At 47.6% G+C, this 14,875-nt stretch carries 12 protein-coding genes and 1 pseudogene; 8 read left to right on the top strand and 5 right to left on the bottom strand.

Going from position 1 to position 14,875, the window contains the following annotated elements; genetic code table 11:
- Window positions 1-99 precede the first annotated feature (99 nt).
- Window positions 100-1,911: a penicillin-binding protein 2 gene (locus NSQ20_RS24615; RefSeq protein WP_340031064.1), complete on the top strand. Its 1,812-nt coding sequence runs from the start codon at window positions 100-102 to the stop codon at window positions 1,909-1,911.
- Here the strand turns inward: NSQ20_RS24615 and NSQ20_RS24610 are convergent.
- Window positions 1,890-3,086 carry an AI-2E family transporter gene (locus tag NSQ20_RS24610; protein ID WP_047844061.1) on the bottom strand — a complete coding sequence of 399 codons (1,197 nt, stop codon included), beginning with the start codon at window positions 3,084-3,086 and terminating at the stop codon, window positions 1,890-1,892. The two genes, NSQ20_RS24615 and NSQ20_RS24610, sit on opposite strands and share 22 nt — an antisense overlap.
- A gap of 174 nt (window positions 3,087-3,260) precedes the next feature.
- On the opposite strand from NSQ20_RS24610, the gene NSQ20_RS24605 reads away from it, so the two are divergent.
- Window positions 3,261-4,664 (top strand): polysaccharide deacetylase family protein, encoded by a 1,404-nt coding sequence (locus tag NSQ20_RS24605; protein ID WP_074096201.1) that lies wholly within the window; start codon window positions 3,261-3,263, stop codon window positions 4,662-4,664.
- Window positions 4,665-4,749: 85 nt separating this feature from the next.
- Here NSQ20_RS24605 and ilvD read toward each other — a convergent pair whose 3' ends face one another.
- The 3 genes and pseudogenes from ilvD to NSQ20_RS24590 all read right to left on the bottom strand — a co-directional run bounded on the left by ilvD (window position 4,750) and on the right by NSQ20_RS24590 (window position 8,158).
- Complete coding sequence (ilvD, locus tag NSQ20_RS24600) at window positions 4,750-6,435, bottom strand: dihydroxy-acid dehydratase (RefSeq protein ID WP_036616973.1); 1,686 nt, start codon at window positions 6,433-6,435, stop codon at window positions 4,750-4,752.
- 316 nt (window positions 6,436-6,751) lie between these two features.
- Window positions 6,752-6,994 (bottom strand): annotated as a pseudogene (locus tag NSQ20_RS24595) (general stress protein); the annotation flags it as partial.
- Between the two features lie 123 nt (window positions 6,995-7,117).
- A complete protein-coding gene (locus NSQ20_RS24590) occupies window positions 7,118-8,158 on the bottom strand; it encodes a fucose 4-O-acetylase (RefSeq protein ID WP_076319865.1) in 1,041 nt (346 codons plus the stop codon).
- Between the two features lie 222 nt (window positions 8,159-8,380).
- Between NSQ20_RS24590 and NSQ20_RS24585 the strand changes: the two genes are divergently transcribed.
- From NSQ20_RS24585 to mgrA, 6 genes are all read left to right on the top strand, one after another.
- A complete protein-coding gene (locus NSQ20_RS24585; RefSeq protein ID WP_340031063.1) occupies window positions 8,381-9,346 on the top strand; it encodes a sugar kinase in 966 nt (321 codons plus the stop codon).
- An 86-nt stretch (window positions 9,347-9,432) separates the two neighbouring features.
- Window positions 9,433-10,098: a bifunctional 2-keto-4-hydroxyglutarate aldolase/2-keto-3-deoxy-6-phosphogluconate aldolase gene (locus NSQ20_RS24580; RefSeq protein WP_017686833.1), complete on the top strand. Its 666-nt coding sequence runs from the start codon at window positions 9,433-9,435 to the stop codon at window positions 10,096-10,098.
- A 94-nt stretch (window positions 10,099-10,192) separates the two neighbouring features.
- Window positions 10,193-10,957: an alpha/beta fold hydrolase gene (locus tag NSQ20_RS24575; RefSeq protein WP_338706881.1), complete on the top strand. Its 765-nt coding sequence runs from the start codon at window positions 10,193-10,195 to the stop codon at window positions 10,955-10,957.
- Between the two features lie 69 nt (window positions 10,958-11,026).
- Window positions 11,027-11,794: an HAD family hydrolase gene (locus NSQ20_RS24570; protein ID WP_036616986.1), complete on the top strand. Its 768-nt coding sequence runs from the start codon at window positions 11,027-11,029 to the stop codon at window positions 11,792-11,794.
- A 42-nt stretch (window positions 11,795-11,836) separates the two neighbouring features.
- Window positions 11,837-12,577, top strand: a complete 741-nt coding sequence (locus tag NSQ20_RS24565; protein ID WP_338706879.1) for an NAD-dependent protein deacylase — start codon at window positions 11,837-11,839, stop codon at window positions 12,575-12,577.
- Between the two features lie 78 nt (window positions 12,578-12,655).
- Window positions 12,656-13,663: an L-glyceraldehyde 3-phosphate reductase gene (gene mgrA, locus NSQ20_RS24560; RefSeq protein WP_036674510.1), complete on the top strand. Its 1,008-nt coding sequence runs from the start codon at window positions 12,656-12,658 to the stop codon at window positions 13,661-13,663.
- Window positions 13,664-13,747: 84 nt separating this feature from the next.
- Here the strand turns inward: mgrA and NSQ20_RS24555 are convergent, their stop codons facing one another.
- Complete coding sequence (locus NSQ20_RS24555) at window positions 13,748-14,722, bottom strand: AraC family transcriptional regulator (protein WP_235193973.1); 975 nt, start codon at window positions 14,720-14,722, stop codon at window positions 13,748-13,750.
- Between the last annotated feature and the right edge of the window lie 153 nt (window positions 14,723-14,875).

Raw genomic sequence — 14,875 nt, 5'->3', positions numbered from 1 at the left:
AACCTGTCCCGCACATGGGACAGGTTTTCTTTTTGTTTACCGGATAATTCCAAGCCATATCAGCAATAATATGTCAAAACGACAAAAGGTGAGATTGGGATGCATCTCCTTGCGAAACGGCGAATCTATATAACTTGTATTCTTCTAACTCTTGTCTTTGGATTGCTTATATTACGATTGGGATGGGTTCAGATCGTTCAGGTGAATCAGACGATGCCTGGATTTCACCGAACGGTACGTGAAATGTCTGTATTGCAGCGTGAACGCGGGGTGATGCTTGACCCGGGGCGGGGACAATTTACGGATTACAAGGGTGAGGCGTTGACCGGTAAGCTGCAATGGGGACTGGTTCTTTTTCCACAGGCAAGTCCGTTAGAGAAATTACGCAAGCAAGGGGCATTAGAAGGCTCCGAGATGGTACAGTTGGCAGCTATATTACATACCGATCCGGATCAATTGAAGAAGGAATGGAATCAGGAAAGTATACCTCATTTCTGGACAGCAGGTACACATCAGCCTGTTCATTTGACCGCTGCTCAGGTGGAGCGCCTACGTAGTTTGCACCTGCAAGGAGCGGGCATCTATCCGATGATGACAAGGTACCTTCAGGGGCATACAGGAATGCAGTGGATGGGTTATCTGGCTGAACAGCCTGAGTCCTCCAAAATTCTGACTGGGCATCAGGATGAAGTGAAACAGCCATTTGCCATGAAAGCAGGAGCAGCTGGACTGGAGAGGACACTTGAACCCCTGTTAAGGGGAATTGGTCCTACGCTTGTATCACGCATGGTTTCGGGTGGTGGGGAGAATATCCCTGATATTCAGCCGCACGTCATTGCACCGGCCAATAGCCATTATCCTTTACGTGTAGAAACCACAGTGGATGCTGAGTTACAGCGTGGGTTGGAGGGGTTGACGCAAGAATCTGGATTACAAGAAGGGGCCATTGTTGTGTTAGATGCCGCTAACGCAGATGTTCGCGCCATGATCTCCCGTCCTTTCTATCAGCCACAACATGTGGACCCTAAAGAATCGGCCTGGGGGAATCGTGCAGTACAGGGAGCCGTACCGGGTTCCATTTTCAAAATTGTCACTGCGGTTGCTGCTTTGGAGTATCATGCGGTTTCTAACGGAGAAGAATTCCATTGTGGTGGTGAGTACGGAAGATATGGGTTGTCTTGCTGGAAGGAGCATGGTCATGGAGACCTGAATCTGGAGCAAGGATTCGCTGAGTCTTGCAACATCGTATTCGCAGAAACGGCGCGCAGGCTGAGTATGGAACAACTGGAGAACACGGCTGATCGTCTGGGACTCGCGCGTCCGATTGGCTGGGAAGGGAAGCAGATGGCAGGAATGCCTGTGTTACGACACTTTGATCATGAGGATCACGGGCGTGTGAGAACAGAGGCTGTTTCTTCTGCTGATGAAGGTGCGAAAATACAGACAGCAATTGGTCAGCGCGATGTCTTGGTCACACCGCTGCAAGCTGCCAATCTGATCGTTACACTGTTACATGATGGAAAGGTTAGTGCCCCACGTCTCGTTAAGCGCATCCGATATGCGGATGGTGGCACCATGCTGGAGATGCCCTTGCATGATTCACCTTCAGCATCAGGACAGATTGCTCCCGTAACAGCGCATAAACTGTTATCCTGGATGAATAAGGTAGTCCGTGAGGGAACAGGAAAATCCCTGCAGCGTGCGCGGTGGCATGTTGCAGGGAAGTCAGGTACAGCTCAGGTACAGAAACATGGAGAGAAGCGCAACAATCAATGGTTCATTGGTTATGGACCGGTAGAACAACCCCAATATGCTGTAGCTGTTCTTGTTCAAAATGTCTCTCCTGACAGCCAACATCAGGCGACGGCTCTCTTCAGGAAGGTGATGGACTATTTGGCGGAGTCCTCATGATCCTTCGCAGGAATGGGACGGTGTACAGTAGACTCGGCAGAATTCGCTGAGGCCTTACTAACGGGTGGGTCCATGACTAATGGAGAGGACTCAAATTCATCTTTTGGCAGGTGAATCCACTTTTGCAGGTATCCTTGTTGTAACAGTTCTTTCAGAAGGATCAGGAGCACTGGAGATAACACTACGCCAGCCAGGCCAAAGATCGAAAGGGAGATCAGCATAAACGAAAGCATCAAGTACGCCGAAGATACACCAATCGAGTTACCCGATATTTTCGGTTCCAGCAACTGCCGTGTCAGCATCGTTACTGCCAGAATCACAATCAGGCCAATCGCCAGGCTACTATTGCCAATAATGAATAAGTAGACGATCCATGGAATAAATACAACAGGAACGCCAAGCAAGGGTACCAGATCAAAAACCGCACAGACTGCTGCAATGGTAAAGGCGTTAGAGGTTCCCAAAATCAACAAACCTGCATAAATCAATACAAACGTAATGAGCATCATGATCATCTGTGCCTTCAGATACGAGCGGATTGTTTTGAACACGTGATTACGCATGAATTCAATAGCTAACTTTAATGTTTTGGGCGTTTTCGCACGGGCGAACTTGCGCCAGGATTCAATCTCGATACTGAGGAAAAATGCCAGAATAATCGCAATTCCGAAGTTCGTAATAAACGAAGAGAATGAACTGAGGAAACCTACTACGAATTGCGCTCCGCTAGTTACCCATTTGGACAGGAACCCGGTCAGTGTTGCAAAATAATCATTCGCTTTTTCCATAACTCCATCAGGGAGAGCGTCTGACTTGTCCTGAATGAATAAAACAAGATTGGTGAATTCACGTTGTATCATTTCAATGTATACGGGGAAATTATCTTGAAGATTGGAAATTTGTGAAATGATAATCAAGCCTACCCCAAAAAAGGCAGCGACAATTAATGCAAGAAACAACAAGACGGAGATGGCGGCTCCAAGTGTCTTGGGCAATCCTTTGCGATGTAAAAATTTGGCCAGCGGTTCAATCATCCAATACACAATGAATGATAGAAAGACCGGTGCAGCCACATGGTATAATTGACTGAAACCGTACATGATCACATACACGGTTAATACGAGCAATGCGATGTCAAAGACAGTTCGCCCGTATTTTTTGTAAAGCGGTAGCATGGACATGGCTCCTTTGATGGCAATAATTAGATTGTATTTATTGTACACGATAGCTATCTTTTTGGGAAAACAGGATTCAAGAAAAGTCTGAACTATGATAAAATTAAAGGCGGTTTATTTTAGATAGTGCCATAGTGCACCGTAATTCAGCAGGAGAAGTGGGGAGCTTGCAACATGACAACGATACTTCAGAGTATTCTACTGTGGTTATTGTATCTTTCATCTTTTTACGCCTTTATTCCAAGTTTGATCAGCAGGCTTTTTGGTTTTCGTGTATTTCGACGGGGAAGAAGTGATACACAATTTGCGTTAACGTTTGACGATGGACCAGATCCACATTATACGCCAAGACTGCTCGATCTGCTTCGTCAGCATCAAGCAAAAGCCACATTTTTTGTCGTTGGAGAACATGCAGCGAGTCATCCTGAACTCATACAGCGCATACATGAGGAAGGTCATCTTATTGGCATTCATAATTATATTCACAAGACGAACTGGCTCATGCGGCCACGTACCGTTCGAGATCAGATTCAGCGAACAGGTCAGATTATTCATGAAGTAACCGGCGTGAAGACTTGTTATTATCGTCCACCGTGGGGGATTATGAATTTGTTTGATTTTTTCAGCAAAAAAGAACGAAAGATTGTACTGTGGTCTTCCATGTTTGAAGATTGGAGAAGCCGAGTAGGTGCCCAGAGATTGACTGAACGGATGCTGAAGGAACTGAGAGGCGGAGAGGTCATGCTGCTGCATGATCGAGGAACGACCCTTGGTGCTGATGCACACGCGCCGGAGCAGATGCTTCAGGCGCTGGAAGTCGTATTACAGGAAGCTGAACGGCTAGGCCTGCAAAGCGTACGCGTTGATACGTTGATGGGAGGTATCATAGTGAGCGAATCTCAGAACAAAACGCAATTACAGACACCATTGAAGCTATGGAAACGAATCGTTGTTGCCTTATGGTTGGGCTGGGAGAAGTTGTTCCACTGGGTATACCATCTACGGACGGCTTCGCCAGAGGACCCCATGCTGCACTTCAGATCACGTGTATATCACGGAGCACGGGTGGAGATGAATGATGGCCATGTCATTCAAAATGGAGATCCGGTGATAGAACTACATTTTGACAATCAGAAGTTGTTTGAACTTGGAGTGACGTCACGTTCCAGTATGCATTTGGCTATTCGCATGATTCGGACCATGGAACAGCAATTGCCGGATTTGGCACGCATGGTGGCACTCGAACCTGAGTTACGCTCTGCCAAGGCCATATACGGTGTGAGTATGATTAACAGAGGCCCAGAAAAATTCGGATTTACCATACAAGAATTGCCTCCTGGACCGTTCAGTGCTGCATCCAAAGTATACTTGAAGCTGCTGTTAAGTGTAATCCACCCGGCAGGAACCAAACGTTTGAAACAGCGTACTGAACAACTGGTACCCAAGATGATTGCCATGCCGCTGGATCTATTATTGGAACGTTACGGTCAACATACGATGCAGGTAGCAGCAACGGTAGAAGAATCCAGAGATGAATCGTTGTTAATTGAACAAGATATACTGCCAGAGCGGAACTAAACGGACTGATCACACCAACCAGCAAAAGAAAAGGGTTGCCCTTCGCCAGATTTGGCAGAAGAGCAACCCTTTATTTGTTAGTGAATTAGATACTCAGTACGCCACCGTTGCTTGCATTGGTAACCAGTTTGGAATAACGAGCCAGGTAACCGGTTTTTACTTTCGGTTCAAAGCCTTTCCAACCTGCGCGACGACGTTCAAACTCTTCGTCACTGATGTGCAATTCGATGATACGGTTGTTCAGATCCAGCTCGATGATGTCTCCTTCTTCAACAAAGGCGATTGGACCACCCTCAGCTGCTTCCGGAGAGATATGTCCGATACTGATTCCGCGGGATGCGCCAGAGAAGCGTCCATCGGTGATCAGACCAACTTTGGCACCCAATCCCATACCTACGATCTGGGAAGTAGGAGCCAGCATCTCAGGCATACCTGGTCCACCTTTTGGTCCTTCATAACGGATAACAACAACATGTCCTTCTTTTACTTTGCCGTTAGCAATACCTTCAAGCGCTTGCTCCTGGGAGTCAAAGCAGATGGCAGGACCTTTGTGGTATCCGCCAACCGAAGCATCAACTGCACCAACTTTGATGATAGCGCCTTGTGGTGCAAGGTTACCAAACAATACAGCCAGGCCGCCTTTTTCGGAATGCGGGTTATCCAGGTGATGAATGACATTTGTATCCTGAATTTCTTTTCCTTCAACGTTCTCACGGATCGTTTTACCTGTTACCGTAATGCAGTCTCCATGAATTGCGCCTGGTTTCTTGAGCAATTCGTTCAGCACTGCGCTTACGCCGCCTGCATTGTGAACGTCTTCGATGTGAAGATCGGAAGCAGGTGCAAGTTTCGCTAGATGCGGAACGCGGTTCGCTACTTCATTAATACGTTCGATTGGATACTCGATACCTGCTTCATGAGCCAGTGCCAGCGTGTGCAGTACTGTATTCGTAGATCCACCCATCGCCATATCCAGTGCAAACGCATTATCGATCGCTTCTACAGTTACGATATCACGTGGTTTCAAGTCCATTTTGATGAGTTCCATCAATTGGGTAGCGGATTGTTTAACAAACTCACGACGCTCAGGAGCAACGGCAAGGATGGTTCCGTTACCTGGCATAGCCAGTCCCATCGCTTCAGCCAGACAGTTCATGGAGTTTGCCGTAAACATACCGGAACATGATCCACATGTTGGACAGCCGAACTGTTCAAGTTCAAGCAAGCTCTTATCATCGATTTTACCTGCTTGGTAAGCACCTACACCTTCAAATACGGAAGTCAGGGAAAGAGCTTTACCATTGCTGTCACGACCAGCTTTCATTGGTCCACCACTTACGAACAGGGTAGGGATGTTTACGCGAAGCGCACCCATCATCATGCCTGGTGTAATTTTGTCACAGTTCGGGATACATACCATGCCGTCGAACCAGTGTGCAGATACAACGGTTTCCACGGAATCCGCGATAATGTCACGGCTTGGCAGCGAGTAACGCATACCAATGTGTCCCATGGCAATACCATCATCTACTCCGATGGTGTTGAATTCGAATGGAACGCCACCGGCTTCACGAATAGCATCCTTTACAATTTTACCGAATTCCTGAAGGTGGACGTGGCCGGGCACGATATCGATGTATGAGTTACATACGGCAATAAACGGCTTGCCGAAATCCTCTTCTTTAACGCCCGCTGCGCGGAGCAAACTCCGGTGTGGTGCACGGTCAAAACCTTTTTTGATCATATCGGAACGCATCTTCTTGGCTGACATGGTGTATTCCCCCCAAATATATAATATTGAGCAACATGAATGGAAAAGTAAATGGCAGTGCATCTGTCGTTTAATTTCATCCGTACTCTAAAAAAAGGACCGGCATGCCGGTGTCGAGCTCCCCGTAGTTTGTGAAATTCTTTGCTGCTTTAAACCCGTGAACACCCGGTTTTTCTATTGAGTCTATCACAACCGTCGTCATATTTCTACAATCAATAGAAAGAAGCCTCAAACCATTTTCATGGAATTAGACTTCTTGATTTACGGGAAAGCTATGATCATGTTTCGATGTGGCGAGCGGAATTAATTAGTTGCTTCCGCCTTTGCGTCCAATCTCACGATAGAATTCCTTATTATGAGTTTCGGAGGTTGCTTCGCCGCCCTTGCGACCAATCTGCTTGTAAAAGTCAGTGTCATGGGCATCTGAAGTCGCTTCTCCACCTTTTTTTCCAATCATCTGGTAGAAGCTTCGGTCATGGTTCTTGGAAGTCGCTTTGCCACCTAATCTGCCAGCTTCCTCACGGCTCATCTTGTGTTCTGACGTCGGTTGACGTGCCATTACAAATCACTCCTTACAACGATAAGTTGTTTTTTGTAGCGCGTATCCCTAATTTACCACCTTATTTCCAGCCTGAAACAATTCACTAGGATAGAATCGATGGTGAAGAGATCCGTCAGAGCATTAGGCCGACCGTTTAAACACCTCATGACGATTGAAAGAAAAGCGGGATATATCCGGTTCAATTAAGGGTTTGAACGTGTGGCGTACAGCCGGCAGAGCCAGTGTGACTGCAAAGAGTACGGCAATGACCAGTATGACTGGAATATATGCCGAGCTTCCCATATAACTGTAGACTCCGGACCAGATCGCGAGACGAACGAGAAACCCATGCAGCAGGAACACATAGAGTGTGCGTCGTCCAAGGTCCGTCAGTCTGGAAGTCAAGGAAGGTACCCAAGCCAAGAACAGTGCTGCCGATGCGATTTCCAATAGGTAGACTCCGAGTCGGAAGATACCGGCATACCATTCGTGGTGACCCAGTTCGGCGTACGTCATGCTGCCTAGTAACCATCCGGATGAAATGTTCAAACCACCATACCCGATCCATACCAACAGTGCAGCAGAGAGGATGGCTGCGGTTTTTCGCCCCCAACCGGATAATAAACGTGAACGGATGGTTGCTCCATAGTCATAACCGATGACAAAAAACGGCAGAAATACAAACGTACGGCTGAAGCTGAGCCAGAACCCGTCGATGGGCAAATACCCGGCAATTACACCGAGCGCAATTGATCCAATCAGCCGATATATCGGTTTCCAGGAAATCGTCAGACGAAGCAACAGTCGCCAACAGAAATGACTCGCGAGAAACCATAACAGCAAGTAAGGTGCAAAGAAGGATAGCCGCATATGGGGTGTGTGGAATACGGTAAAGTCCATCAATGCGTATAAGGACTGAAACAGTACATACTGTAGTGCAATCTGCTTCAGAACGTTTCGTCCAGATGCACCTTGGAGTGAGTGTGTCGCAAAATACCCGGTTACCCATACAAAGAGTGGCATGTGAAACGTATATATCCACAGGAACAGAGCTTCCGCTCCTGCAAAACGTGTAATGAGTGGTTCAAGTGCATTACCAGCTAGGACACAGACGATAAGCATAAAGCGCAGATTGTAAAAGAAAGATTCCTGATCATCCCGGATCAGTGTCTGATTTTTCATGGTGTAGCCCCCTTATAGACCCTGTTTGCAAGGTCATTTGCATCTGTAATAAGGGTAATATGGATGTTCATTATCTATTGTGATTTAATTCACATTAGTAAGCGTTATCTTTTCTCAAAGCTGTGACAACAAAATGAACGCTCCGGGATTGACAACGGTTGCATAGAGGATGACAATAGAAAAAGAAGATGAGGGAATGTAACTATAAGGAGGGAAGAAATCATGTCAACGAGTCCCTATCCAAGCCCGGAAATTATTACGTTTGGGGAGAGTATGGGTTTGCTGACTGCCAAGGATACAAGAGGGCTGGAATATGCAGCCACACTGGACAAGTCTTTCGGGGGTGCTGAGAGCAATCTGGCTATTGGCGTATCCCGCCTGGGGCATACCAGTGGTTGGTTTGGACGCTTGGGCAATGATCCGATCGGCAGTATGATTCTGAAAGCCATTCGCGGTGAAGGCGTAGATGTATCCCGGGTAAGGTTGAGTGATCACGAGCCAACTGGTTTGATGATTCGTGAGAACGCTTCCGGGAAAGCCTCGGTGCATTATTATAGGAAGCTATCTGCTGCAAGTGCGATCACACCTGATGATCTGGATCCTGATTATATTGCCGGGGCGAAGATATTGCACGTTACGGGTATAACGGCAGCAATAAGCCCGTCCGGACTTGCTACGGTAGAGGCTGCCATACATATTGCCAAACAGGCAGGTGTGAAAGTAAGCTTTGATCCAAATCTGCGTCTCAAACTATGGTCTGCGGATGAGGCCCGTCCGGTTATACTGCGTTTAGCTGAACTGGCGGACTACTTTTTACCGGGTCTGGACGAGATGAAACTTCTATATAACGAAGAAAATGATCAAAAAGTACTTGAGCGTTTATCTGCCATGAATGCTGTGTGCATCGTGAAGGGTGGCCCTGATTTGACCTACGTATTGGTGAATGGTACCCTAACTGAAGTTCCGTACTTTAAGGCGGATAATGTTCTGGATACGGTAGGAGCAGGAGATGGATTCTGCGCGGGATTTTTATCGGGTATATTAAAAGGATACTCCCCGCAGGAAGCAACCCGTCTCGGCAATTTGACCGGTTCCATGGTTATACAGGCTGTTGGCGATTGGGAGGCGCTCCCGACGTGGGGGCAGGTCGAGGCCAAGCTGAACAACGTTGCCCATGTTGAGCGTTAGTCGCTCTAAATCATATATGGCTCATCTTCGTTCTTAAATGTAAGGCTTGTATACACAACCACCACATTGACAAGGGAGAGAATGAAATGAAGAAGCTTCAGCTGTTGCAAAAGATTACGGACAATGGGGTTGTGGCAGTTCTGCGTGCAGATTCTGCTGATCAAGTCATTGCCATGGCCGAGCAAGCGATTGCGGGTGGCATTAAAGTTATCGAGATTACGATGACAGTACCCAGTGCACTCAAAGCCATTGAAAAATTAAGCCGTGTATACCATTGGAACACACAAGATCCAGAGAAATTCGCGATTATTGGTGCGGGAACGGTGCTTGAACCGCAAACGGCAAGAGCGGCCATCATGTCGGGTGCCGAGTTTGTAGTCGGACCTTCCCTGAACCCGGATACCGTTCAGATCTGCAACCTGTATCGAATTCCGATTCTGCCTGGTGTGATGACGATTGCTGACGTTCAACGCGCATTGGAACTCGGCGTGGACATTGTGAAGTTGTTCCCGGGTAACCTGTATGATCCTTCGATTATCAAAACGATGAAGGGCCCTATGCCGCAGGCGAATTTTATGCCAACTGGCGGGGTATCCTTGTCTAATCTGGGGGATTGGATCAAGGGTGGAGCAGTCGCTGTAGGGATCGGCTCCGACTTGACATCGGAAGCTGTGAAGACGGGTGACCTGAGTCATGTCCGTCGCAAAGCGGAACAATATATGGATGCTTACCGCAAGGCCAAGGCTGAATAATATTTTTTCAATTCGTAGAAGGGGAGCCTGATAAACAAAGGCTCCCAATTCTGTGAGCCGCGGCACCTGCGGAAGTGAAGAAAGGTGATTAACGTTGAGAAATCGGTATAATATAGGGCGCAAGAAGAGGGGCATCGGGAAATTCCTGCTCGTACTTCTGGCGCTCATTGTCATTGGATGTGGATTTGTTGCGTGGAAATTATTCACACCATACGGTCCACAGGAAACAGCCCAAGCGGCCATGGAAACAGCCAATCCGGTGACAGTGAGTGAACAAGAGAACTGGATTGATTTTGTGCCAGACAAACCGTCTGGGAAAAGTGTACTTTTCTATCCTGGTGGACTGGTAAAACCGGAAAGTTATGCACCACTTGCGCATGAGCTGGCTGCTGCGGGTCATCACACGATTATTGCCAAGATGCCAGTTAACCTGGCAGTGCTTAAGCCAAACTTGGCAGATGAGATTCTGGCCGCATATCCAGACGAACAATTTGTTATGGGTGGACACTCTCTCGGCGGGTCCATGGCTGCACGTTATGTAGCCGCACATCCAGATGCACTTCACGGGATTTTCTTCTTGGCATCTTACCCGGATGAAAAAGGGAGCGTAAAGTCACTTGGAATACCTGCTTTATCTATTCTAGGTACTAAAGATGAAGTCGTGAATGCTACGAAGTATCAGAGTGGACGGATGTATCTTCCAGAAGACACGGTATATTACACCATTGAAGGTGGTAACCACGCCCAGTTTGGTGATTATGGTCATCAAAAAGGAGATGGCGATCCGGAAGTGAGTGGAGAAGAACAGCTGAATCAGACGGTCAAGACGGTGCTGGCTTGGTTAAGTACCATCAAGTAGGTTTTGATTTAATTATTCTGCATTAAGGGTTGAATGCATTTATAGCATAACTTAATGGAGGTGATATGGATGACCATGCTTCAAGTGAATGGAGTGCAGATCCCATGTAAAGGTATCCTGTTCGATAAAGATGGAACACTGCTGGAATTCCTCCAGCTATGGGGGCCGTGGGCAGAGGCATTACTGGATCAGTTGCAATCACGTATGAATGAACTCGGAGCTTCATTTACAGTTGAACGGGAGCATGTTCTGGGCACTACCCATAATCCGCAAGGTCATATTGTTGGATATGATCCGCAAGGCCCACTTGCCATTGCGACTGTGGATGAGTGCACGGGATTGCTTGCCGGGCAGCTATATGCAGCAGGCATACCATGGAATGAAGCGATCACAACGATACGCCAATTTTCAAGTGTAGCCATGAGATCGGTAAGAGAGCGCAAATCCGCTGAACCAATGTCAGGATTGCTGGATTTCTTGCAGAAATGCAGGGCAGCAGACATACCACTGGCGGTCGTCACTTCAGATAGTACAGCGGCAGCAGAAACACATCTGGATTGGATGGGGATTCGTTCCTTTTTCACCTCCATTGTGGGCTGTGATCGGGTGACCCAGGGCAAACCGGATAGAGAAGCAGCACTCTTGGCTTGCCGTGAATTACATATCGATCCTGCGGAGGCCGTTGTAGTTGGAGACAGCAATGGGGATATGCAGATGGGGCGGCACGCAGAGGTATCCTATACCCTCGGTTACTGTTCACAGTTAGATCAAGGATCTCACCTGGTTGATGCCCATGCCATTATTCGTCATTATAATGAGATAAGCGTTATTTTATAAGTCACCCTGACCTGATTGAACGATATAAAAGGAGGAGAGAGGATGAACGCAACAGAACAACTGGCTGCCTGGATTCAGGAAAGCTCCCGGATTGTTTTTTTCGGAGGGGCAGGGACTTCAACGGAAAGCGGGATTCCCGACTTCCGCTCCGCTGCGGGTCTGTATCAGACGGAGCAGCATTCGCCTTATCCACCGGAAGAGTTGTTAAGCCGACATTTTTTTGATCAACATGCCGATATTTTTTATGATTTTTATCGTGGCAAAATGCTTCATCCAGATGCTGAACCGAATGGGTGTCATCGACTATTGGCCCGTCTGGAGCAGGCGGAAAAACTTCAGGCAGTGATCACGCAAAATATCGACGGACTACATCAGAAGGCAGGTAGCAGCAATGTTTTTGAACTTCACGGTTCAATTCATCGTAATGCCTGCATGGATTGCAAGCAGTTTTATACGCTAAATGATATTATACAGTCCAAAGATACCGTGCCTCGCTGTACCACATGTGGTGGTGTGATCAAACCGGATGTGGTGCTGTACGAAGAGGAGCTGGATCAGACGACATTGTATCGTTCCATTGATGCACTGTCTTCTGCAGATCTGTTACTCGTGGGAGGCACGTCACTGACGGTATATCCGGCGGCCCAGTTAATTACGTATTTTCAGGGAAAACATACCGTTCTGCTCAACGCTACACCTACCGCTTACGACAGCAGGGCTGATTTGCTGATTACAGAGCCGATTGGTGAGGTAATGAATATTGTGGACCAGCTTCTTGGTTGAACGTATGGACTGAATAACCGCATTCTCCGGCATAGACCGGATACAAGAGGCGGAACCTGGGGAAAGAAGGGATTCATAATGGTCTACGTAGCAAGCGATACTCGCTATGAAACGATGAAATATAACCGCGTTGGACGTTCAGGTTTGAAACTGCCAGCGATTTCACTGGGGCTGTGGCATAATTTTGGCGGTATCAATAATGCTGAGAATGGCCGTAATATGATTACCCGATCATTTGATCTGGGTATTACACATTTTGATCTTGCCAACAATTATGGCCCACCGGCAGGTTCGGCAGAGCAGTTATTTGGACAGGTACTGGCCCAGGATCTGAAACCTTATCGGGATGAACTGGTGATCTCCACCAAAGCGGGTTATTATATGTGGCCGGGGCCTTATGGCGAGTGGGGTTCACGCAAAAATCTGGTATCCAGTCTGAATCAGAGCTTGAAGCGTATGGGCCTGGATTATGTGGATATTTTCTACTCACATCGTTATGATCCCGAAACGCCTTTGGAAGAAACGATGATGGCACTGGATCATATTGTTCGCTCGGGCAAAGCCCTGTATGTAGGGATCTCCAACTATCCCGCAGAGCAGACTAGACAGGCTGCCGAAATTCTGAAAAGTCTGGGTACGCCACTGTTAATTCATCAACCGAAATACTCGCTGCTGGACCGCTGGATTGAAGATGGTTTGCAGGACGTGCTGGATGAGTATGGAACAGGCAGTATTGCATTCTGTCCATTGGCACAAGGCGTGCTCACGAACAAATACTTGAATGGTATCCCGGAAGACTCACGTGCCAAAGGACCGTCGGTATTCCTGAATGAGAACAACATCTCTCCAGAGACGCTCCGCAAAGTGCGTGCGCTAAACCAGATTGCAGCAGCCCGTGGTCAGAGTTTGGCCCAATTTTCACTCTCATGGGTGCTGCGTAATGGCAGGGTAACTTCCGCGCTGATTGGCGCAAGTCGTCCTTCCCAGATTGAAGAGAATGTGGCTGCGCTCAGTCAGCTAGATTTCTCTACAGAGGAATTGGAACGGATTGAATCCATCCTGTCTCCGGAGCCTGATGACAAATAAATAAAGTGCAAAAGGTGCATCTTAGCCATAATGGCGGAATGCACCTTTTTTTGTCGTATGTGGTTCCTCCGTCCGTTATGTTGCTCATCGTTTGTTTTGTTGAGCATTCTTCTGTAACCCCTGATGTAGTGGACGGGACAGTATTTTCTCTCGATACAAGCTAGGCGCTTCACCGTGAAATCGTTTGAACTGTTTGGAGAAATACAGCGCGTCTGGCAGTCCCACTGATGCAGATACCTGTTCGATGGACAGATCCGGGCGTTCTCTCAGGAGTTGGCGCGACTTGTCGATCCGCAGTTTTAGCAGATACGTGACTGGGGAAAGTCCAGTTTCCTGTTTGAAAATACGGGATAAATACGCGCGGTTGTACCCGAGACTCGCAGACATTTGTTCAATGGAGACAGGATAGGCATACTGGGTAGACATATATTGAATCATCTGTTTCACCGTACGTCGGATGGAGGATTCACCTGGAATTAAGGTTTGGCCCTGCGAAAGGTGATTCTGTGCTTCGGCTAGAATCATATATAACGTACCCAGTGATGTGAAATGAGAGCTTTCTTTGCGCTCGGCAAAAGCATCCTGCATCACGGATAGCCAATTGGATATTCCACAAGAGGGTCCGGCATGAAAAACGGACTTCTCGGGGCGGAATCCTGCCTCCTCGGCATGTTGGCCAGCCTGGCTGCCTGTGAAGGCAATCCAGCGATATTGCCATGGGTTGCGGGCATGTGACTGGTAGCTTACCAGCTGCCCGGGATGAATGAGGAAACAATCACCTGCGGATAACTCGTAGGTGTGCAATTCGGTACGGAACGTACCCGCTCCTTTTTCTACATAATGCAGCAGATAATAATCAAACAATTTAGGACCGAGGGCGTGACCCGGAAGGGTCTGGCTTGCCCCGGCAAACAGGACATGCAGTGCGCCTTGTTCATAATAGACCGGATTGGAGGCAACCGAATAACTGAGTGCTCCGCTTTTACCGGAAGGTGATTCCTGTATTTTTTCGTTAGAAGATGCAAGGGATTCTTTCTTGGGGTTGGATTGATCTGACATGGTCGTTTCCTTCTTTCCGGGATGCTCCGATCATTATACGCCTTAAGGTCACATTTATCCATATGAAACACACATGGTTGCATTACAAGAGGCACCGCTTTCTTATATAATAACATTAAGAAAACCACAACAACGAGGCGAGGTGCACCAGCA

This window comes from Paenibacillus sp. FSL K6-1122 (assembly GCF_037977015.1).
GTDB classification, from domain to species: Bacteria; Bacillota; Bacilli; order Paenibacillales; family Paenibacillaceae; genus Paenibacillus; species Paenibacillus amylolyticus.
Note: the sequence above shows the minus strand (reverse complement) of the source record. Positions and strands in the feature narration are given on the sequence as shown.

Excerpts from the sequence above, each read along its gene's own strand:
- NSQ20_RS24605 (WP_074096201.1), top strand. The coding sequence starts at position 3,261 with ATGACAACGATACTTCAGAGTATTCTACTGTGGTTATTGTATCTTTCA.
- NSQ20_RS24585 (WP_340031063.1), top strand. The coding sequence starts at position 8,381 with ATGTCAACGAGTCCCTATCCAAGCCCGGAAATTATTACGTTTGGGGAG.
- ilvD (WP_036616973.1), bottom strand. The coding sequence starts at position 6,435 with ATGTCAGCCAAGAAGATGCGTTCCGATATGATCAAAAAAGGTTTTGAC.
- NSQ20_RS24615 (WP_340031064.1), top strand. The coding sequence starts at position 100 with ATGCATCTCCTTGCGAAACGGCGAATCTATATAACTTGTATTCTTCTA.
- NSQ20_RS24570 (WP_036616986.1), top strand. The coding sequence starts at position 11,027 with ATGACCATGCTTCAAGTGAATGGAGTGCAGATCCCATGTAAAGGTATC.
- NSQ20_RS24555 (WP_235193973.1), bottom strand. The coding sequence starts at position 14,722 with ATGTCAGATCAATCCAACCCCAAGAAAGAATCCCTTGCATCTTCTAAC.
- mgrA (WP_036674510.1), top strand. The coding sequence starts at position 12,656 with ATGGTCTACGTAGCAAGCGATACTCGCTATGAAACGATGAAATATAAC.
- NSQ20_RS24580 (WP_017686833.1), top strand. The coding sequence starts at position 9,433 with ATGAAGAAGCTTCAGCTGTTGCAAAAGATTACGGACAATGGGGTTGTG.
- NSQ20_RS24590 (WP_076319865.1), bottom strand. The coding sequence starts at position 8,158 with ATGAAAAATCAGACACTGATCCGGGATGATCAGGAATCTTTCTTTTAC.
- NSQ20_RS24610 (WP_047844061.1), bottom strand. The coding sequence starts at position 3,086 with ATGCTACCGCTTTACAAAAAATACGGGCGAACTGTCTTTGACATCGCA.
- NSQ20_RS24565 (WP_338706879.1), top strand. The coding sequence starts at position 11,837 with ATGAACGCAACAGAACAACTGGCTGCCTGGATTCAGGAAAGCTCCCGG.